The following is a 20,643-nucleotide window of genomic DNA, read 5'->3' as shown; positions in this document are numbered from 1 at the left end:
ATGACCTCCGTACACGAGGGGGACCTCGTCCTGGACGCGCTCGGGCAGGTGGGCGCGCGCATCGACTGCGCCGGGTCCGGCCGCCTGGACCTGGCGGGCCCGCAGGTGCTGTGGCTGGTCGCGGCGGGCGCCGTGGACCTGTTCGCGGTCGACGCCGCGCAGCAGGGCCACTGGCACCACCTCGGCCGGCTGGAGGCGGGCTCGCTGCTGCTCGGCCCGGTGGCCGGGCCGCAGCACACGCTGGTGGCGCGCCCGCTCAGGGACTGCGTGGTGCACCGCATCGGCCTGCGCGAGCTGTACCAGCCGGCGAGCACGCAGACCTGGTCCTACGACGAGTACGGCAACCCCCGGTACGTCCCGCCGGCGACGAGCCCGCTGGAGCACGCCCTCGCGCTCGGTGTCGGCCGCAGCCTGTCGGTCCTCTTCCAGGCGCCGATGGCCGGCGAGCGGGGTGCCGTGCCCGCCGCCGACGACGACGTCCTCTGGATGCAGGTGCCGCCCGGCAGCGTCCAGTACGGCTCCCTGTACGGCGCGGAGGCCGCGGCCGACCTGCTGATGGACCCGGCGCTGTGGCAGAGCATGGTCGACCAGCAGTACCGGCTGCTGACCACGCTGGACCGCTGGATCGAGCAGCTGGAGCGCACCCACGAGAGCCGTACGGCGGAGGGCATCAAGGCCGGTGAGGCGGTGCGCGTCCAGGCCGACCGGACGCTGCTGGCGTCCATCGGCGAGCGGTCGGCGCGGCGGGCGACCGCGGTCGACGCCGACGCCACGTACGCGGCCTGCAAGCTGGTCGCGCGGGCGGCCGGGATCACGCTCGCCGACCCGCCGCAGAACGGCACCGGCGACGACCGTCTCGACCCGGTCGAGCAGATCGCGGTGGCCTCCCGGATGCGCACCCGGGCGGTCCGCCTGGACGGCCGCTGGTGGCGCGACGACATCGGTCCGCTGGTGGGCCACCGGGCACTGTCGGGTGCGCCGGTGGCGCTGCTGTGGCGGCGCGGCGGCTACGTCGCCGTCCACCCGGCGACCGGCCGGGAGACGCCGGTGGAGAAGGCCAACGCCGACGAGTTCGAGCCGCGCGCGGTGATGTTCTACCGTCCGCTGCCCGACCGACGGCTCGGCCCTCTCGGGCTGCTCAGGTTCTGTCTGCGCGGCACCGGCGGCGATCTGGTCAACCTGCTGGTCAGCGGTCTGGTCACGGTGGCGGTCGGCGCGCTGGTGCCCCTCGCGACCGGCAAGGTGCTCGGCGAGTTCGTGCCGAGGGCGCAGACCGGTCCGATCGCGCAGGTGTGCCTGGCCCTGATCCTCGCCGGCGTGGTGGCGGCGGCGTTCATGCTGCTGCAGAACCTGACCCTGCTGCGGCTGGAGGGCCGTATCGAGGCCACCCTCCAGCCGGCGGTCTGGGACCGGCTGCTGCGCCTGCCGACGACGTTCTTCACCGAGCGCTCCACGGGCGAGCTGGCCGGCGCGGCCATGGGGATCAGTGCGATCCGCAGGCTGCTCGCGGGCGTCGCGCCGACCGTCGCCCAGTCGGTCACCGTCGGCGCGGTGAACCTGGGGCTGCTGCTGTGGTACAGCGTGCCGATGGCGCTCGCGGCGATCGGCATGCTGGTCGTCGTCGCCACCGTGTTCCTCGCACTCGGGCTGTGGCAGGTGCGCTGGCAGCGGCGGCTGGTGGTGCTCTCCAACAAGCTGGACAACCAGGCGTTCCAGACCCTGCGCGGCCTGCCGAAGCTGCGGGTGGCCGCGGCCGAGAACTACGCCTACGCCGCCTGGGCCGACCGGTTCGCGCGCAGCCGCGAGCTCCAGCAGAAGGTGGGCCGCATCAAGAACCTCACCACCGTGCTGGGCGCGGTCTATCTGCCGCTGTGCACCCTGCTGATGTTCATGCTGCTGGCGGGTCCGGCGCGCGGTTCGATGTCGGCGGCGGCGTTCCTGACCTTCAGCACCGCCGTGACGATGGTGCTGACCTCGGTCACCCAGCTGACCGGCGCGTTCGTCTCCGCGGTGGCCGCGCTGCCGCTGTTCGAGGAGATCAGGCCGGTGCTGGAGGCGACGCCCGAGGTGCGCACCGCGAGCACCCGGCCGGGCCCGCTGTCCGGGGCGGTCGAGGCGCGGCGGCTGTCCTTCCGCTACTCCGACGACGGACCGCTGGTCCTCGACGACGTCTCCTTCGAGGTGCGGCCCGGCGAGTTCGTGGCGATCGTCGGCCCCAGCGGCTGCGGCAAGTCGACGCTGCTGAGGCTCCTGATCGGCTTCGACCGCCCGCTGTCCGGCAGCGTGCTGTACGACGGGCAGGACCTGGCCGCCCTCGACCAGTCGGCCGTGCGCCGCCAGTGCGGAGTGGTCCTCCAGCACGCGCAGCCGTTCACCGGCTCGATCCTGGACGTCATCTGCGGCACCGGTCCGTACACCCCCGAGGAGGCGATGGAGGCGGCCCGGATGGCGGGGCTCGCCGAGGACATCGAGCGGATGCCGATGGGACTGCACACCATCGTCTCGGGCAGCGGGGCGATCTCCGGCGGCCAGCGGCAGCGCCTGATGATCGCCCAGGCGCTGATCCGCCGCCCGCGCATCCTGTTCTTCGACGAGGCGACCAGCGCCCTGGACAACGAGACCCAGCGCACGGTCATCGAGAGCACCAAGGCCCTCAACGCCACGCGCATCGTGATCGCGCACCGCCTGTCCACGGTGCTGGACGCCGACCGGATCATCGTGATGGAGGACGGCAAGGTCGTCCAGCAGGGCCCGCCCGCCCGATTGCTCGCCGACGCGAACGGCCGGCTGCACGAGCTGGTGCGCCGCCAGATGGCGTGAGGGGGGCGCCGGGGCCGCGGCCGGGCTCCGGCACCCGCGTCGGGTACCGGGGCCCTCGCCCCGGAACCTGCGGTACGGGGCCGGCCAGGCGTCCGGCTCGGCCGTCGGCGCGGGGTCCGGGGCGCGGACGCGGCGCCGGGTGTCCTGGCGCACCCGCGCCGGGCCCGTCTCCCGGGGCACCTTCAGGTGTCCGGAGGTTCCCGGCCGGCTCGGCCCGCACGCCTCCACGATCCCGCCGGCGCAGCGGGACCCCGCGGGAGCGGCGCGACGACGGTCGGGCGGCGCGGGCCGGCGAGGGCCGTCCGGAGCGCGGCGCCGGGCATGCGGCCGGCATGCCTGTGCGTTCATGTCCTCGTCGAGGAATGCCGAGGAAAGCCGAGGAAAGCCGAGGAACGCGGAGCCGGGTTCCGAACAGGCGCGCGGCCGCAGAACGGCGGATACTGGCCCGTTGGTCCGGCGCGGAAACGGGTACCTGCGGGCCATGCGAATCAGCGTGGTGGACGTGGGGTCGAAGACGGTCAGACTGGTGGTGGCCGACGCCGAGGACGGCGTGCCGCTGCCGGTGCACACCGCCAAGTGGCGGCTGAGGCTGTCGGAACAGGTCACGCCGGGCGGCCCGATCCCCGCGCCGGCCGTCGAGCAGCTCGTCGACGCGGTGGCCGAGGCGAGCGCGACCGCGACCCGGTGGGGCGCGGCCGGGCCGCTGGCCTTCGCGACCGCCGTGGTGCGCGGCGCCCCGAACCGCCACGAGGTGCTGCGGACGGTCCGTGACCGCACGGACGTCCAGCTGTGCACGCTGCCGGGCGAGGTCGAGGCCGAGCTGACGTTCCTCGGGGCCCGCCGCTGGATGGGCTGGCGATCGGGCCCGCTCGCCCTGCTGGACATCGGCGGCAGCTCGCTCGAGGTCGCCTTCGGACGGGGCCGGCTGCCCGACTTCGTGGCCTCGCTGCCGCTGGGCGCGGGACGGCTCACCCACGAGTTCTTCGACGGGGGCCAGGACCCGCCCTCGTCCGAACAGGTGCGGGCCCTGCGCCGCAAGGTCCGCCACCAGCTGCGGGACGTCGCCGCGCGGATCCGCTGGGAGGGACCGCGCACGGCGGTCGCCACCTCGCGCACCTTCCAGCAGCTGGGCCGGCTGTGCGGAGCCGCGCCCGGGCGCCGCGGGCCCTTCGTGGAACGGCAGTTGAACCGTGAGGACCTGCGGGAGGCGGTCGGGCGGCTGGCCGGCCTGTCCGCCGCCGACCGTGCCCGCCTGCCCGGCATCTCCGCCCCGCGGGCCGCGCAGAGCCTGGCGGGCGCGATGGTCGGGCACACGGTGATGAAGCTGACCGGCCTGAAGTCCGTCACGATCTGCCCCTGGGCGATCCGCGAGGGCGTCCTGCTGCGCCACATAGAGGACGGCCCGTCCTGGTGGGCGGAGGTCAGCCGCCTCAGCGAGGAGGCGGCGCCGGCGGACCCGGTGCCGCTGCGCATCGCGGACACCGGCGGCTGACGGTGCCCGCCACCGGCCGGGAGTGAACCGCACGGAGAAACACGGAGCAACACGGAGCAATATCGAGCAACACCGAGCAACACCGAGAAAGGAGACACCGTGTCCGAAGACGCCCGGCACGAGAAGCCGAGGACGGCCGCCGAGGAGGTCCTGCACGAGGTCGAGGAGACCGGGAAGCGCGTCCGGGACTCCGACGAGCAGCGGAGCCGCCGGGGCGAGGCCGGGGAGGCCATCACCCCGAACCGGCAGGCCCAGGAGCAGTCCCACGGGGACTGACCGGCACGGGCCCCACGGCTCCACGGGGCCGGAACGGGAAGCGGTGGCGGCGGGCCGGGGCACGGCCCGCCGCCACCGCCCCGTCGGGGCCGCGGCCGGCGTGCCGGGCGCCGAGCGGAAGCGGATCCGGTGACGGCCGCGCCCTTCGGCCCGGCGTTCCCGGACCGTCACGCGTGCGCGGACGCCCTCGCGCGACGCGCCCGCCCCACGAGTGCCGCGCGGCCAGGGCTGTCCCGCCGTCGGCCGGGTACCCGAGGCGCATGGAGTACGACCGCGAAGAACCCCGCCTGCCCGCGCCGCGCGGCCCCCTGTCCGCAGCCGTCAAGGACTACCTGCTCGGCACGGGGGCGCTGCCCGGCCCCGCGGAGGCCGCCGGTGCCCCCGTGTACGGCGACGACCTCCAGCTCGCCCTGTACCTGTGCTACGAGCTGCACTACCGCGGTTTCGCGGGGGTGGCCCCGCAGCGCGAATGGGACCCCGACCTGCTGCGCGTCCGCGCGGCGCTGGAGCACCACTTCCTGTCCGCCCTGCGCGAGGACGTCCCGGTCCACGACAGTGTCGACGACGCGGTGGCGGAGCTCCTGGTCGAGCCGGTCGACGGCACGGGCGTCAGCCACTTCCTGCGCGACGAGGGCGAGTTGTGGCAGCTGCGCGAGTACGCGGCCCAGCGCTCCCTGTACCACCTGAAGGAGGCCGACCCGCACGCCTGGGTGCTGCCGCGGCTGTCCGGCCGGGCGAAGGCGGCGATGGCGGCGGTGGAGTTCGACGAGTACGGCGGCGGCCGGCCCGACCGCGTGCACGCCCGGCTGTTCGCCGACCTGATGACGGACCTGGGCCTGGACACGGCGTACGGACGCTATCTGGACGCCGCGTCGGCGGAGGCCCTGGTCACGGTGAACATGATGTCGCTCTTCGGTCTGCACCGGGCCCTGCGGGGCGCCCTGGTGGGCCACTTCGCGGCGGTCGAGATCACCTCCTCGCCCGGGTCCCGGCGGCTGGCCGAGGCGATGCGCCGCACCGGGGCCGGGCCCGCCGCCGAGCACTTCTACGACGAGCACGTGGAGGCCGACGCGGTCCACGAGCAGGTGGTGCGTCAGGAGGTCATCGCCGGCCTGCTGGAAAGCGAGCCGCACCTCGCGCCGGACATCGTCTTCGGCATCGACGCCACCGTGTTCGTGGAGGACCGCTTCGCCGACCGCCTGCTCGCCGACTGGCGCGCGGGCCGTTCATCACTGCGCACACCCGTCACTTCCGCCCCCACCCATACCTCGTGAAAGTCCGGGTACCTGGGTGCTGTGAACCCACTGGCACTTCCGGGCGTCTACGCCCCGCAGGAGGACACCGAGCTGCTGGCCGGTGCCCTGTCCGAGGAACCGCTGCCCCCCGGCGCGGAGGCCCTGGACGTGGGCACGGGCAGCGGCGCTCTGGCGCTGGAGGCCGCACGGCGCGGTATGCGCGTGACCGCCGTGGACGTGTCGCGGCGCGCCGTGTGGGCGGCCCGGCTCAACGGCCTGCTGACCGGGCTGCCGCTGCGCGCCCGCCGCGGAAACCTTTTTTCTCCCGTGCGGGGGCAGTCCTTCGACCTGATCCTGGCCAACCCGCCGTATGTGCCGGCGCCGCACGACGGGCAGCCGCGCGGCGCGGCCCGGGCCTGGGACGCGGGGGGCGACGGCCGGCTCGTGCTCGACCGGATCTGCCGGGAGGCGCCGGACCTGCTGCGGCCCGGTGGCGTCCTGCTGCTCGTCCAGTCCGCGCTCAGCGACCCCGAGCGCACGCTCACGACGCTGCGCGCGGCCGGTCTGAAGGCCGCGGTGACCCGCCGGCAGCGGATCGCGTTCGGGCCGGTGCTGCGTGAGAGGGAACGCTGGCTGCGGCAGCGGGGGCTGCTGTCCGCCACCGACGACGAGGAAGAGCTGGTGGTCGTCCGTGCCGAACGTCCCGTCTGACGCCCCGCGCCGGATCACCATGCGGCGCAAGGGCCCGCTGCTGGTGGAGGGCCCGGTGGAAGTGGAGCTGGAGGACGGCACGACCGTCCGCTCCGACCGCTTCCGGGTGGCGCTGTGCACCTGCCGCCGCAGCCGCCGCTATCCCTGGTGCGACACCAGTCACCGCGACCGGGCCTGAGCCGGCCGCGCGCCGGCGGCGGCCCGGCGCGCCCAGGGGCCGGCGGGCGGCCCCACTCCGCCCGCCGGCCCCCTCGTACGGGACCGCGGATTCCCCCGGCAGAGGCACGCACTCCCCAGTCACGGGCCTCTTCACGCCACGGCAACCGTGCGGTCCCGGTCTCAGAAGGTGAAGACGCTCCAGCTGTGGGCGTTCTTCACGCACTCGTTGGCGAAGGTGCGCTCGTAGGAGACGCGCTGCCCCTGCCACACCCCGTCGACGGTGACGACCACGGGGTCGTACTCCTTGGTGCACATCACGTCGTTCCGGGCCGTCAGGGCGGTGACGTCGCCCTCGACGCCGCGCAGTTCGGCGCAGGCGCCGGCGGCGGCCGGGTGGGTACCGGCGGGCCCGGGGGAACAGGTCAGGGTGACCGCGCGTTCCGGGGTGGCGTCGGCCGCGCGCTCACCGTGGCCCACGGTGAGCACCAGGGCCGAGGGGGCGTAGAGCGCGGAGGGGGCGTTTCCCGGGGCGGCGAGCGCGGTCCCCGCCAGGGGTGCGCAGACGGCGGCGGCCGTGAGGCCGAGGGTCGTTGCCCAGCGCGCGGTGTTCCGCATTGTGTGCATCCTTCCGCTCGTGTGGATGGGTGCCGGTCCGTGCTCGATCGGTGCCGGGCCGGCGAGCGCGAGTCTGCCGAGTCCGCCGCCGAAACTCACATCGACCCCACGGGTTTCAGTAACATTGCGTATTGAATCAGTGGCTCGAAGTCACGGAAACCGAACCGGGCAACCCAGTAATGGAGCCGCCGCCGGGCGTACGAAGCGGCCACCTGGCCGAAATCCCCCCGCTCCTTAATCGGCCTGAAACATTCCGGATCAGCCCCTGGGCGATCACTGTCCGACGCTTTGTGTTCATGTTCGGACCCGGGGCGAGGGCCCCCGGACCGCCGAGCGGGCGACGGCGGGCCGGACCCGAGCCGGGGAGGAGCCGGGAGCGCCCCCGCCCGCCGCGGCCGTCTGCCGCCGTCCCCGGGCGACCACGCCGGGCAGGGGCCGGCGGGTGGCCGGACCGCCCGGACCGTGGACGGTCCGGCGGCGGCACCCTGCCCCCGCCGGCTCCCCTGCCCGTCGGTATCGTCGGCGTGCAGCGCGGTCTCGGCGACGAGAGGCGGGACGGGCCGATGGGCTGGCACTGGGCGGACTTCCAGTACGAGATCTACCTCCACGGGATGACGGGCGCCGTACCGCGACTGCCCACCGATCTGACCCGGCTCGAGGAGCTGACCGAACGGCGGCTCGGGCCCGGTCCGGCCGGTTACGTGGCGGGCGGCGCCGGCGACGGCAGCACCGCCCGCGCCAACCGCGCGACCCTGCGGCGCCGCCGGATCGTGCCGCGCGTGCTGCGGGACGTGCACGAGCGCGACCTGTCGGTGGAGGTGCTGGGCCGCGCGCTGCCCGCCCCGCTGGCGCTGGCGCCGGTCGGGGTGCTGTCGATCATGCATCCGGACGCCGAGCCCGCCGCCGCCCGGGCCGCCGCCGCGCAGGGCGTGCCCTACATCCTGTCCTCGGCCTCCAGCACACCGATGGAGCAGGTCGCGGAGGCGATGGGCGACGCCGAGCGCTGGTTCCAGCTGTACTGGCCCAGGGACCCGGAGGTGGCCCGGAGTTTCCTGGGCCGGGCGAAGGCGGCCGGGTTCACCGTGCTCGTCGTCACGCTGGACACCCCGCTGCTGGCGTGGCGGCCGCGCGACCTCGACCAGGCGTACCTGCCGTTCCTGCACGGTGTGGGCACCGCCAACTACTTCTCCGACCCGGCCTTCCGGGCGGGCCTGGCCAAGCCGGTGCACGAGGATCCGGACGCGGCGGTCATGCACTTCGTCGGGATGTTCGCGGACCCCGCCAAGACCTGGCCGGACCTGGCGTTCCTGCGGGAGAACTGGGAGGGCCCGATCGTCCTCAAGGGCGTCCTGCACCCGGACGACGCCCGGCTGGCCGCCGACGCCGGGATGGACGGTGTGGTGGTGTCCAACCACGGGGGCCGTCAGGTGGCCGGTTCGGTGGCGGCGGCGGACGCCCTGCCCCGCGTGGCCGAGGCCGTCGGCGACCGGCTCACCGTCCTGTTCGACAGCGGCATCCGCACCGGCGACGACGTCTTCAAGGCGCTCGCGCTCGGCGCGCGGGCCGTGCTGCTGGGACGGCCGTACGTCTACGGTCTCGGCCTCGACGGACAGGCCGGCGTCGAGCACGTGATCCGCTGCCTGCTGGCCGAGTTCGACCTCACCCTCGCGTTGTCGGGGCACGCCGGGCCCACCACGCCCGGCCCCGCCGACCTCGTCGAGGACGGCGCCTGACGCGTCCCGGGGCGGCGCGTGCGCCCGCCCCGGGACGTTCGCGTGCGGGCGCCGCGGGCCGGCCTCCTCACCCCGGCCGGGCGGCGCGCTCCACGGGCGGCCCCGCCGGGCCCCCGGCGCCCGCCACGGACCGCGAACCCCCGGCCGTCGCCACCGGGTCGGTCCGCCAGCGCTGTGCGTCGGAGCGGTCCCGGACCTTGACGACGATGTCGGCGTCCGGGGCGCCGGCGGTGGGGGCGAGGGCGAGCCGCTCGTCCCAGCGGGGCAGCAACTCCCCCCGCACGGTGAGGTCGTAGCGCACGTCCTCGCCCCGCTCGTCGTCCTCGTCGGCGCAGCCGCCCAGGACGACGACGCCCGCGTCCTTGCGCGAGTCCAGGCACAGCCCGGGCTCGGCCACGCTGCGCAGCAGCCCGTCCTCCTCGTACGTCCACCGCTGGGTCGGCGCCGCCGAGCAGACCGCCAGCCGGGTTCCCGCGCCTTCCTCCGGTGCGCCCCGGACGTCCAGGCACAGGCCGGCGGCGTCGCGCAGTCGCGTCCGCCCCGGTGCCGTGGGGAGGGCGGCGTCGCCGGGCGCCGTGGCGGACGCGCCGGGCGGCGTGGCGCCGCCGGCGGCGGCGCCGGTGGAGCCGGCCGGGTCGGTGCCCTGCCCGCCCTGCGAGGAGGCGCTGACGACGAGCACGGTGGCCAGCACCCCGGCCGAGACCGCTCCGAACCCCGACAGCAGCGCCCGGGAGGACCGCAGCGCCCGCGGGAGGCGGGCGCCCGCGATCCGGCCGCCCGGCCCGTGCGTCCGGGGCGGCAGCCCCGAACCACCGCCGGGCGGCCGGGCCCCGTGCCGCCCGGCGCGGCGGGCGGCGCGACCGGTGCGCGCGCTCCGCGCGGCACGGCCCGGACGCGAGTCCAGATAGCGGCGGGCGCCCCAGCCGAGCACCGCCTCGGCGATCAGCTCTCCCAAGGCGTCCTCGGTCCGGCCGAGCAGGCCGGCCGCCTGGCGGCAGTGGGGGCACCGGTCCAGGTGCTCCCGGACGTCCGGGGGCAGCGCGCCGCCCCGGCGGACCGGCACCTCGGGCAGGCGGGTGTGGAGACGGCAGTCCTCGGTCGGTGCGAGGACGTGATGGGCCCGTGCACACCCCTCGCGGAACTTTTCACGCGCCTGTTCGAGTGCGGTCGACGCCGTGGCGATGTCCATGCCCAGCAGTCCGGCCGGGACGGCAAGGGGCTCGGCCTCCACCTCGACGTGCCAGAGCAGACAGCGCGCGACCGCGGGAAGGGCCCGGAACGACCTTTCCGCCAGGGCGCGGTTTTCGGGTGCCGTGGCGGCGGCCGTCCGCATGCCGCGGCCTCCGGCAGGTTTCTCCAATTCCGGGAGGACCGCCGATATCCGGTTGTCGGCGGCCCATTCCCGGACCGTTTCCCGCACGGTCACCAGAAGTGCCGGGCGCAGCGCGAGGGCCGACTCCCCGAACGCGAGAAGGTTGAGGGTTCGATGAAATGCGGTCGCGGTGACCAGGGCGGCGGCCCGGGCCGAGGAGGCCAGGCAGACGACCGCGTAGTCGTGCACCGGTTGCCAGTGCCGGGCCATCAGCAGGGCCACGGAGTGGGCGGCGGCTTCGCTCTGCGGGCGGCCTCTCAACCGGGCGGCGAGGGATTCGTCGGACTCCCCCGGATCTTTGCCGGGGGGCGGGTACGGGGGACGAGGGGGGTGGGGGGTGGGCACTGGGCTGGGTTCCTTCCCACACGCATGGGACACACGGAATTTCCGTCGCCGAAAAGGAGTCCGGTCGATACGGATCGCTTTGGGCGGGCGCGGAGGGATCGAATTCGCCGATCGGCGCATCGGGCCCGGTTGGTCAACGCGTGTGCGACACCCGGCCTTTACCCCCCGCACGGATGAATCACTCTGGCACAAACCCGACAGGGCCAACAAGGCATTCGGGCGACATCCGACCCGTTGAAAGAAAGTCAGAAGCGGGACCGGCCGATGCCGCTCGCATGCGCTTTCGACATTTCATGCGCCCCGTGCGAATGACGCGCACTCACCGGGTGCGCCGCGCACGCTCCCGGCGCGCGCGCCGGCGTAGTGCACTGGGTACGGCCCTTCTCGGAGGCCACGCGCGGGACGGCGGCTCTCCCGCGCGCAAGGGCCGCCGGCCCCGTTCCTCCCGCCCTCGGCCGGCGGCCCCGGGGGTGCGGCGGGCCGGGCCTCAGATCTGCCAGGAGCGCAGCCGGTCGGCCGCGCCGTAGACGTCCGCCGCGCCGGACATCAGGTCGCGGGCGAGATCGACCAGGGCGCCGTAGGGCGGATCGATGCCGACGCCGCTGGCGAACATGTACGCCACGGCGGTCGCGCAGGCGAAGCGGGCGTTGGCCGAGGGCAGGGGCCGCAGCACGGCGAGGGTGTGCAGCAGTGCGGCGGCCCGCCACGCCGGGTCGGAGTCCACGCCCAGGCGGGGCGGGTCGACGCGGTGCCGGGCGACGGCGGCGACCAGCGCCGAGAAGTCGTTGACGGTGGGCTGGTCCGGCAGGACCTCCTCGTGGCGCTGGAGCAGCCAGGGCACGTCGATGTGCAGGGCGGGTGCCATCGGTCAGGCGGCCCGCCCCTCGCCCCTGGTCGGTGGTTCGTCGTCGGGGAAGGCGGCCGCGAACTCGTCGGCGTGGGACGCGAAGAACCGGCGGAAGGCCTCCGCGCCCTCCTGCAGTGCGCGGTGGCGGGCTATGTCGGCCGCGGCCGCCTCCCGCACGAGCGCCTTCATGGACGTACCGCGCTCCTTGGCGATCTGCCGCAGGTCCTCTAGCTCGCGGTCGCTGAACTCCACGTTGAGAGCTGGCATGCCCTCACGGTACCGCTCGGGTACTGGATCGTAAATACCCGCAGCTCAGACAGTAGATCACACGGTACCGAGGGCGCAGGGGCGGGCCCGGTTCCGCCCCCGGGAGCGGGCCGGCGGGGCACCGGGCCACGCGCCGCGCGCAAGGGTGTTCCGGCGGACCGGTCCCCGGCACGCGGCGCGCCCGCGCGGCCGCTACCCCTGGTCCGCCACGAAGGAGGCCATACGGGTCAGGGCGGCGTTCCAGTTGATGGTGTGCTCGTTGGTCGACCAGGACTGGATGTCGTCGATGTAGCAGAACTGGCCGACGCAGCCCTGGAGTTTCGCCTGGGCGAGGGGGTCCTGGATGCTGGAGTTGGGACCGCCCGACAGGGTGCCGTCCGGCGGGGCGGGCAGTGCGGGGTCGAGCTGCTTGGCGTACCAGCGGCTGTGCTGGTTGTGGGCGTTGACCTCGCCGTAGCCGGTGACGTACGAGATGTTCAGCGCGTTGCGCCCCAGGATGTAGTCCATGCTCTGCAGCGCGCCGTCCCGGTACTTCGCGGCGCCGGTCAGGTCGTACGCGGTGGCGAGGACGACGGCGTTGTTGAGGACCTGGTGGCTGGAGCCCCAGTCGTACCGCTGGCCCTCGGGGGCGTACGGCATGCCGTACGGGTGGGCCTTCAGCGTGGCCAGGTAGCGGTCGGCGCCCTTGACGACGGACTCGCGGACCTTGTCCCGGCCGGGCAGCCGGCTCGGCACCAGCGCGAGGTCGAGGCGGCCGGCCGCGGCCGTGCGCGCCCAGTCGAAGCCGGTCGGGCCGAAGATGTCGGCGGTGTGCACCGGGGAGTCCAGCACGTACCGCTCGAAGGCCTTCTCCCCCGTGGTCAGGTACAGTTCGGCCGCCGCCCAGTAGAACTCGTCGGTGACGTCGGTGTCGGGGTAGGCGCCGCCGCCGACGCCGTCGTCCGGGTCCGCGTAGACCTCGGGATGGGCGAGGGCCGCCGCCCAGGCCTTGCGCGCGGCGGTGAGGGCCTTCGCGGCGAACTCCTCGTCGTAGGGCTCGTACAGGCGGGCCGCCTGTGCCGCCGTCGCCGCCAGGTTGAGGGTGGCCGCGGTGGTCGGCGGGTGCAGCTCGCGCTTTTGCGGGTCGTCGCTGGGCAGCAGCGGCAGCCCGGTCCAGTTCTCGTCGTGGATCTTGTGGTGCGCCATGCCGGCCAGCGGTTCGCCGCCGGGCACCTGCATCTTCAGCAGGAATTCCAGCTCCCAGCGGACCTCGTCGAGGAGGTCGGGCACCTTGTTGCCGCTCTCGGGGAGGGCGAGGGTGCCGTCGCCGAGGGCGTCCGCGTCGCCGGTGCGGGTGTGCAGGGCACGCTCGTAGGTGCCGAGCACCTCCCAGGCGGAGATGCCGCCGTTGACGACGTACTTGCCGTGGTCGCCCGCGTCGTACCAGCCGCCGCTGACGTCGAGCGTGTAGTCGCAGACGCCCGGCCGGCAGGGCACCTCGGTGTCGCCCTGGTTGGGGGCCACGCCCACGTGCCCGGCCGGGCGGCCGTACCCGGGGCGCAGGTCGTCGCGGATCGCGGTGCCGCTGCGCTGGGTGTAGTAGTACTTCGCCGCGTCCAGCCGCAGCCGCTCGTACGCGCTCGTGTCGAGGTCGAAGGGCCTGCTGGTCTCGCCGTCGGCGACCAGCGTGTAGCCCTGGCCGCGCTTGCGGTACGCGCCGAAGTCGATCGAGTGGACGTTCTGGCCGGAGGAGGCGTCGACCCCGCGCGGCACGGTCCAGCCGCGTGCGACCACCGCACCGGCACGGTCCTTCAACTGCCAGGGCAGCCTGGCCGTGGCGTCGGTGACGAGCGTGGCGTTCTTGGGCCCGGAGGGCAGGTAGGCGACCTGGTTGACGCGTACCCGGGGGCCGGTGTCGGGCTCGTAGGGCTCCGGTTCGACCCCGCCCAGCAGGGACACGTCGTCCACGCAGAAGCGCCACGGGTCCGGGCTGCCGCCGAGCTGGAAGGCGACCTGCCCCTGGGTGGTGTCGACGGGCGAGGTGAAGGTGTAGGAGTACCGGTCCCCGGAGACGCTGAGCTGCGGGGTCACCTCGTGGTAGGTGTCGTACGGCGCCGCCGACAGGCCGACGATCGCCCGCACCGCGTGCCCGGCGGGAGAACCGGTCGCGCTGAAGGAGAACCGGTACGACTCACCCTTGACGAGGGTGATGTCGTTCTGTCCGACGGCGGCGTCCCAGCGGTTGACGGTGCCGCCGGGGGCGTCGGCGCAGAGCCGGCCGTCGGACAGGCCCGTGGTGACGTTGCTGCTCGACCACCAGGGCTCGGTGGTGGTGTCGAAGGTGCCGTTCCTGACCTGCTCGGCCTCGTCGGCCCCGGCCGGGGCGGCGGGCAGGGCGGTGAGTGCCGTCGCCAGCAGCGCCGTCAGGGACAGCAGGGCGGTACTGCGTCTTTTCACGTCTGGGCTCCTCGTCGGGAGGTGCGGGTGGCGCTCACCGAGTTCATGGGAGCGCTCCCAGATGCGGACGCAGACATGCTTGTGGCAGACGTGACCCCCGTCAACGGTCCGGACAGGACAGGTTGCCCCGCCCTGGGGAGCCGATCCGGGGAGCCGGACCGGGAGCGCTCCCACCGCGGGCGCGGTCGCGGAGGCGGGCGGGACCGGTCCACAAGGGACCGGCGCGACGGCTCTCCTCCCCGCGAGGGTTCGGAAGCGCTCACAACCGAACGTGAGGGAACAGGCCCTGTCGGTGTGTCACATACGGCCGTCGGGGCGCGGTGGCGTCCTCCTCCCTCGGGCTTCTGCGGGCGGTCCCGCACGCGGGCCGGACGGGCCGGGCCGCACTCCGGCGGCGTGGGGGGTTCCCGGACCACGCCGGACCCGGACGCACTAGGCTGGAACTCAAGTGACGCGCTTGATCACTGTGGGTGTCCGCGATGGAGTGGCGAGGATGAGCCCGGACCAGACGGTCGACGATGCCGTGACGGCCCGTGCCGTCATCGACGCGGGCGGCACGCTCACCGGGTGGAGCGAGGGCGCGCGCCGCCTGCTGGGCCACACCGCCGACGAGGTCGTGGGCCGCCCGGCCGCCGAGCTGTTGGCCGACGGGGCGGGCCCGCTGCAGGCCCCCGTCGACGCCCGCTGGAGCGGCACGCTCGCGCTGCGGCACCGCGACGGCCACACGGTGTCCGCCTGGGTGCTCGCCCACCGCAGACAGCCCGAGGACGGCGGCCCCGGCGACTGGTTCGCCGTCACCCCGCTGGAGGTCGCCGACCACACCCTGCCGGACGACCCGCTGGTCCGGGCGGCCGTCCGGCAGTCACCCTGCGCGACCATGATCTTCGACGCGCGGCTGCGCCTGCGCGGCGTCAACGACGCCATGGCGGACCTCCTCGACCTGCCGGCCTCCCGTCTGCGCGGCCTGAAACCCACCGAGATAGGCGGCCGGCCGCAGCACGCGGAGCTCGAACGGCACATGCGGCAGGTGCTCGACACCGGCCGCCGGCACGAGATGCAGACGTACATGAAGGCCGGCAGCGAGAGCCGCGCGCACGCCTGGCTGGCCCGCATCGCGCCGCTCACCGACGGGGCCGGGCGGGTGCGGGGCGTGTGCGTGACCGCCCACGACTTCACCGAGCAGTACCGGGCGCGCGAGCGGCTGCAGCTGGTCAACGAGGCCAGCGTGCGCATCGGCACCACCCTCGACGTCACGCGCACGGCACAGGAGCTGGCCGACGTGTGCGTGCCCGCGCTCGCCGACTTCGTCAGCGTCGACCTGCTGGACCCGCAGGAGTACGGCGGCGAGCCCGACGGCCCGCTGACCGCCCCCGTCAGCCTGCGCCGGACCGCGCACCGGTCGGTCACCCCGGACAGCCCCGAGGCCGTCGCCGAACCCGGCCGGGTCGACGTCTACCCGGCCTCCTCCCCGCAGGCCGACTCCCTGGTCGCGGGCCGCACGGTCGTCGCCCCGGCCTCGTCCGGGGACCCGGGCCGGTGGCCCGGCCGGGACGAGACGCGTTCCCGGCGGGCCCGGGAGTACGGCGTCCACTCCACGATGTCCGTCCCGCTCCAGGCACGCGGGACGACCCTGGGCGTGGCGGTCTTCACCCGGTTCCGGCACCCCGACCCCTTCACCCACGACGACGTCCTGCTGGCCGAGGAGGTCACCGCGCGCGCCGCCGTCTGCATCGACAACGCCCGGCGCTACTCCCGTGAGCGCGAGACGACCGTCGCCCTGCAGCGCAGCCTGCTGCCCCGGACGCTGCCGCGCACCGCCGCGGTGGAGGCGGCCTCCCGCTATCTGCCGGCCGCGCGCTCCGGGGTGGGCGGCGACTGGTTCGACGTGATCCCGCTGTCCGGGATGCGGGTGGCCATGGTCGTCGGGGACGTCGTCGGCCACGGCATCCAGGCCTCGGCGACCATGGGCCGGCTGCGCACCGCCGTGCGCACCCTCGCCGACATCGACCTCGCCCCCGACGAGCTGCTCACCCACCTCGACGACCTGGTCGTCCGGCTGTCCCGGGAGTCCGGCGGCGACGGCAGCCCCGGCGAGGTCGGCGCGACCTGTCTGTACGCGGTGTACGACCCGGTGTCGCGGCGCTGCACGCTCGCCCGGGCCGGGCATCCCTCGCCCGTCCTGCTCCCGCCGGGCGGACCGGCCCGGCAGCTCGACCTGCCGTCCGGCTCCCCGCTGGGCGTGGGCGGCCTGCCGTTCGAGAGCGCCGAGGTCGAGCTGCGCGAGGGCAGCGTGCTGTCGTTCTACACCGACGGGCTGCTGGAGAGCCGCGGGCGGGACGCCGACGCGAGCCACGGCCTGCTGTGCGACGCCCTGTCGGCCGTGTCCGGCTCGCTGGACGAGACCTGCGACCGCGTGCTGCGCGCCCTGCTCCCGCCGGGCGGCGCCGCCGACGACGTGGCCCTGCTGCTGGCCCGCACCCGGGGCCTGCCCGCCTCCCAGGTCGCGACCTGGGACATCCCCGCCGACCCCGCGCTCGTCGCACCCATCCGCAAGCAGGTCGTCGACCAGCTCGCCGCCTGGTCGATGGCGGAGGCGTCGTTCACCGCCGAACTGGTGGTGAGCGAGCTGGTCACCAACGCCATCCGGTACGGTGCGCCGCCCATCCGGCTGCGTCTGATCCACGACGCGTCGACACTGATCTGCGAGGTCTCCGACACCAGCCCCACCGCCCCCCACCTGCGCCGGGCCAAGACCTGGGACGAGGGCGGGCGCGGGCTGCTCCTGGTCGCCCAGCTCACCCGGCGCTGGGGCAGCCGGTACACGGCCGAGGGCAAGACGATCTGGGCGGAGCTGGGGCTGCTCGACGAGGGGTGAGCGTTCCGCCGCCCCTTCCCGTGGCGCCCTTCCGCGACGGGCACGCCGCGGCGCGTGCGCCGGGCGGGTCCTGTGCGCGAGCCGGCCGCCGCGCCGGGCGGGTCCTGCACGCGAGCCGGCCGCCGCGCCGGGCGCGCTGCCCGCCGGTGCCCGGTGCCCGGTGCCCGATGCTCGCCGGTGGCCGGGCGCTCAGCGGCGGTCGCCTCCGCCGCGTCCCGGGCGGCCGCCGTGTTCGCCGTCCCGGGAGCAGTGGGGCCCGTGAGAGCAGCCCGTGACACCGGGGGACGGGCTCGTCGTCCGCCGCGCGGCCGGGGCGGCGGGGGCCGGCGCCTTCGAGGGCCCGGCGGTGGACCCGGGTGCCGGGGGCCGGGCCGGGGAGGCGGCGCCGGCGTCCCAGCGCACCACCTTCATCCTGAGGTCGGCCTTGGAGATCTCGACCGTCCAGCGCTGGATGTCGTCGTCCGTGCGGGCCTTGACGACGAGGGCGCCCGAGCCGTTGGTGGCGGCGGGCGCGAGAGCGAGGTCCTGGTCCCACCGGGGCACCAGGGCACCCCGGAGCGTGAGGTCGTAGCGGACGTTCCCGGAGTCCGGCCGGGAGGCGCCCGCGCACGGGGCCAGGCGCACCGAGTAGCCGAGGCGGGAGTCCAGGCACAGACCGGGCTCCGCCGCGTTGCGGAGCAGGCCGTCGGTCTCGTACGTCCACTGCTGGGCGGCCGTCGCGGAGCACGCGGTGAGTTCGGTCTCCGCGCCCTCGGCCGCCTTGCCGCCGACGGGGGCGACGCACAGGCCGGAGGCGACGTTGCGCAGCCGGCCGCGCAGGGCGCCCTGCGCGGCTTCGCCCGATCCGATCCAGGACGGGTCCTCGCTCGGCGTGCCGGTACCGGGGCCGGGTGTCCGGGCCGCCCGGCCGTCCTCCGCCGGAGGGGCCTCGTCGCCGGAACCGCCGGTGGCCCACAGCGCCAGCGGGAGGACGACCAGCCCGCTGACGGTGAGGATGCCCAGGACGAGGTTGCGGCGCCGGGCGGCGCGGCGGGCCGCCTTGAGGGCGGAACGGCTCATGGCGCCGCGGGCGGTCACCCCCGGGGCGGAACGGCGGGAGGCGCCGCGGGAGGGAATGCGGAAGGCGCCGCGGGAGGGAGTGCGGGGAACGGCACGGGCCCCGGCGGGCGGCTCGGAGCCGGTGCCGGCGCGGCCGGCCCTGCCCGCGCCGGAGGTCGCCGGATCGGGCGCCGCGGCGGGGAGGGGCTCGCCGGCGGCCGTGCGGCCGGGTTCCGCGGCCGTGCCGACGGGATCGGGGAACGCCTCACCGGGTACGCCCCCGGCACCCGCCCGCGCCCCCTCGGCGGCCCCGGGGAAGGCCTCGCCGATGATCTCCTCGGGGCGTGCCGCCCGTGCGGTGCCCGCGGTGGACGGGCGGCTCACCCTGCTCACCACGTAGTCCCGCGCGCCCCAGCCGAGGACCGCCTCGGCCAGGGCGATGCCCAGCGCCCGGTTGAACTGGTCGAGCTGGTCCGCGCCGTACCGGCAGTGGGTGCACCCTTCCAGGTGGGCGCGCAGGTCGGGGTCGAGGGCGGCGCCGCCGCGCCGGTAGGTCACGTCGAGCAGGCGCAGATAGCGCCGGCACTCCTGGTCGGGGGCGAGTTCGCGGTGCAGCTGGAGGCATTCCTCGCGGAGCCGGTCGCGGGCCCGGCCCAGTTCGGCGCGCGCGCCCTCCTCCGCCAGGCCGAGCAGCCCGGCGGGGACGGCGAGCGGTTCGGTCTCGACCTCGGCGTGCCACAGCAGGCAGCGGGCGGACTGGGGCAGCCGCCGGAAGGCGCCGGACAGCAGGCGCCGGTCCGGCGGCGGCAGCAGACGGGCGGCCGGCCGCTCCCCGCCGGCGGCGTCGGACCGCAGGTCGGGGTGGAGCAGTTCGCGTCGGTGGTCGGTGTCCCACTCGGCCGCGATACGGCGCACGGTGACGAGCAGACGGGGCCGCCACGCGGCGGTCGGACCGGTCTGCCGCAGGGTCTCGCCGAAGAGCCGGGTGAAGGCGGCGGTGGTGAGGATGCCGGCGGAGCGGGCGCTCCCGGTGCACAGGCGTGCGTAGGCGAAGCCCGCCTCCCAGTGCCGGTCCAGCAGTTCGCCGACGGGGTGGAGCGCGGGGGTCGCCCCGGTCCACTTCCTGAGCTCGGCGCTCAGTTGCTCGTCCGTCGTGCCGAACTTGCGGGCCGGGTCGGGGGAATTCGACAGGCCTGCGTCTTTCACGGCTGCATTCCTCTCAAGGACGTGCGGGTAAAGTCCATACCAAGGTGTATGCGACCCGTCGGCGATGCGCCGGGTACCCGTCCGTGCAGGATTCGGCGTCCCGGACGCGCTCCTGGTGCGGCTCCTGCGGAGCAGGGCGCATACGGGAACCGCCTCGCGCGTGCAGCGGGAGACGTACGGTCCGCACACCGACGACGCACACCTTTGCACAGGTCAGCGAAGCGGAACAAGGGATCCCGCGGTTTCGTGCTTTACGTGTGCGACGGAGGCTTTCTGACAAATTGTCAATGGGCGGGATCCGGGGAAGTCCATACTGTCGGTGCGGTATTCGCCGGGCTTATTCGTTCGTCTCACCGTCCGGTGTCCAAAAGCAGGGGGCGGTGTCCTCGGGGGCGGCTCACGGTTGTTCGCCTTCCGCCGCGGCACCGGTTCGAGGAGTCCGCCGGAACCGGGGGCGGGTCCGTGCGGGAGCGGGTCCGTCCCGCCGGGCCCGCGCCGAGCGCCCGGAACCGGCCGGGTCAGTGCCCGTCGATCAGGTCCAGGGCCCGTTCCCAGCCGAACTCCGGCTGCCCGCCGCCCTCCTCCGGTTCCCCGGTGTACGGCTCCCCGAAGCGCACGCCCATGCCGCGCAGCCGTCGCAGGCTGTCCTGGTAGGCGGGGTGGGCGGCCAGCGCGTCGGCCACGCACGGCAGGACGGCGACGGGCACGCCGAGCCCCGCGGCTTCGCACAGGGTGCCCAGGGCGAGCGTGTCGGCGATGCCGGCCGCCCACTTGTTGAGCGTGTTGAAGGTCGCGGGCGCCACCACCACGGCGTCGGGCGGCGGAAAGGGGCGCGGCCGGTCCGGAGTGCGCCAGGCGGAGCGGATCGGGCGGCCGGTCCGCGCCTCGACGGCGGCGGTGTCGAAGAAGCCGTTCATGGCGACCGGTGTCGCGATGACACCGACCTCCCAGCCCCGCTCCCGCGCCGCGGTGATCAGCCTGCCGACGTCCGCGGCGACGCCGGCGGCGCAGACGACGACGTAGAGGAAGGGCCTGCCGGCCGTTTCGGTCATCCGGAAATCCTAGTGACCGGCCGGGACTTCGCCGAAGCGGGCTCGTGCGTCCGCCTCCGCGCTCCCGCCCCCGGCCGCGTCCGGGGGCGTGACGCTTCCCTCCTCGGCGCGCACGCCGCTGACCCGGGCGCCGGGCTCACCGGGCCGTGTCCGTCGCGCTCCGG

15 protein-coding genes are annotated in these 20,643 nt (G+C 75.1%); 8 read left to right on the top strand and 7 right to left on the bottom strand.

Annotated features, from left to right (window positions below):
* The 6 genes from AB0L29_RS00795 to AB0L29_RS00770 all read left to right on the top strand — a co-directional run bounded on the left by AB0L29_RS00795 (position 1) and on the right by AB0L29_RS00770 (position 6,712).
* The gene (locus tag AB0L29_RS00795) at positions 1-2,820 is read left to right on the top strand and encodes an NHLP bacteriocin export ABC transporter permease/ATPase subunit (protein ID WP_365821867.1); all 2,820 of its coding nucleotides are present in this window, start codon (positions 1-3) and stop codon (positions 2,818-2,820) included.
* Between the two features lie 481 nt (positions 2,821-3,301).
* Positions 3,302-4,312, top strand: coding sequence for a Ppx/GppA family phosphatase (locus AB0L29_RS00790; protein ID WP_365821865.1), 1,011 nt, complete (start codon positions 3,302-3,304; stop codon positions 4,310-4,312).
* Positions 4,313-4,411: 99 nt separating this feature from the next.
* On the top strand, positions 4,412-4,588 hold the full coding sequence (locus tag AB0L29_RS00785) for a hypothetical protein (RefSeq protein ID WP_365821864.1): 177 nt from the start codon (positions 4,412-4,414) through the stop codon (positions 4,586-4,588).
* 260 nt (positions 4,589-4,848) lie between these two features.
* Positions 4,849-5,862, top strand: a complete 1,014-nt coding sequence (locus tag AB0L29_RS00780; protein WP_365821862.1) for an iron-containing redox enzyme family protein — start codon at positions 4,849-4,851, stop codon at positions 5,860-5,862.
* A gap of 12 nt (positions 5,863-5,874) precedes the next feature.
* Complete coding sequence (locus AB0L29_RS00775; protein ID WP_365822661.1) at positions 5,875-6,534, top strand: HemK2/MTQ2 family protein methyltransferase; 660 nt, start codon at positions 5,875-5,877, stop codon at positions 6,532-6,534.
* Positions 6,515-6,712, top strand: coding sequence for a CDGSH iron-sulfur domain-containing protein (locus AB0L29_RS00770; RefSeq protein ID WP_365821860.1), 198 nt, complete (start codon positions 6,515-6,517; stop codon positions 6,710-6,712). The genes AB0L29_RS00775 and AB0L29_RS00770 overlap by 20 nt, the downstream gene beginning before the upstream one ends.
* A 161-nt stretch (positions 6,713-6,873) precedes the next feature.
* On the opposite strand, the gene AB0L29_RS00765 is transcribed toward AB0L29_RS00770, so the two are convergent.
* Positions 6,874-7,308, bottom strand: coding sequence for a protease inhibitor (locus AB0L29_RS00765; protein WP_365821858.1), 435 nt, complete (start codon positions 7,306-7,308; stop codon positions 6,874-6,876).
* Between the two features lie 563 nt (positions 7,309-7,871).
* Here AB0L29_RS00765 and AB0L29_RS00760 point away from each other — a divergent pair.
* Positions 7,872-9,041: a lactate 2-monooxygenase gene (locus AB0L29_RS00760; protein WP_365822659.1), complete on the top strand. Its 1,170-nt coding sequence runs from the start codon at positions 7,872-7,874 to the stop codon at positions 9,039-9,041.
* 67 nt (positions 9,042-9,108) lie between these two features.
* On the opposite strand, the gene AB0L29_RS00755 is transcribed toward AB0L29_RS00760, so the two are convergent.
* From AB0L29_RS00755 to AB0L29_RS00740, 4 genes are all read right to left on the bottom strand, one after another.
* A complete protein-coding gene (locus tag AB0L29_RS00755; protein ID WP_365821856.1) occupies positions 9,109-10,758 on the bottom strand; it encodes an RICIN domain-containing protein in 1,650 nt (549 codons plus the stop codon).
* Positions 10,759-11,245: 487 nt separating this feature from the next.
* Positions 11,246-11,623 carry a toxin Doc gene (locus AB0L29_RS00750; protein WP_365821854.1) on the bottom strand — a complete coding sequence of 126 codons (378 nt, stop codon included), beginning with the start codon at positions 11,621-11,623 and terminating at the stop codon, positions 11,246-11,248.
* 3 nt (positions 11,624-11,626) lie between these two features.
* On the bottom strand, positions 11,627-11,872 hold the full coding sequence (locus AB0L29_RS00745; RefSeq protein ID WP_365821852.1) for a hypothetical protein: 246 nt from the start codon (positions 11,870-11,872) through the stop codon (positions 11,627-11,629).
* Between the two features lie 192 nt (positions 11,873-12,064).
* Positions 12,065-14,308 (bottom strand): glycoside hydrolase family 9 protein, encoded by a 2,244-nt coding sequence (locus AB0L29_RS00740; protein ID WP_365821850.1) that lies wholly within the window; start codon positions 14,306-14,308, stop codon positions 12,065-12,067.
* Between the two features lie 493 nt (positions 14,309-14,801).
* Here AB0L29_RS00740 and AB0L29_RS00735 point away from each other — a divergent pair, with 493 nt between their 5' ends.
* Complete coding sequence (locus AB0L29_RS00735) at positions 14,802-17,183, top strand: SpoIIE family protein phosphatase (RefSeq protein WP_365821848.1); 2,382 nt, start codon at positions 14,802-14,804, stop codon at positions 17,181-17,183.
* A gap of 189 nt (positions 17,184-17,372) precedes the next feature.
* On the opposite strand, the gene AB0L29_RS00730 is transcribed toward AB0L29_RS00735, so the two are convergent.
* Both AB0L29_RS00730 and AB0L29_RS00725 read right to left on the bottom strand, forming a co-directional pair.
* Positions 17,373-19,427, bottom strand: a complete 2,055-nt coding sequence (locus tag AB0L29_RS00730) for an RICIN domain-containing protein (protein WP_365821846.1) — start codon at positions 19,425-19,427, stop codon at positions 17,373-17,375.
* Positions 19,428-19,945: 518 nt separating this feature from the next.
* On the bottom strand, positions 19,946-20,479 hold the full coding sequence (locus AB0L29_RS00725) for a flavoprotein (protein ID WP_365821844.1): 534 nt from the start codon (positions 20,477-20,479) through the stop codon (positions 19,946-19,948).
* Positions 20,480-20,643: the final 164 nt, after the last annotated feature.

The sequence above is a fragment of the Streptomyces sp. NPDC052701 genome (genome assembly GCF_040678355.1).
Classification (GTDB): Bacteria; Actinomycetota; Actinomycetes; order Streptomycetales; family Streptomycetaceae; genus Streptomyces.
Note: the sequence above shows the minus strand (reverse complement) of the source record. Positions and strands in the feature narration are given on the sequence as shown.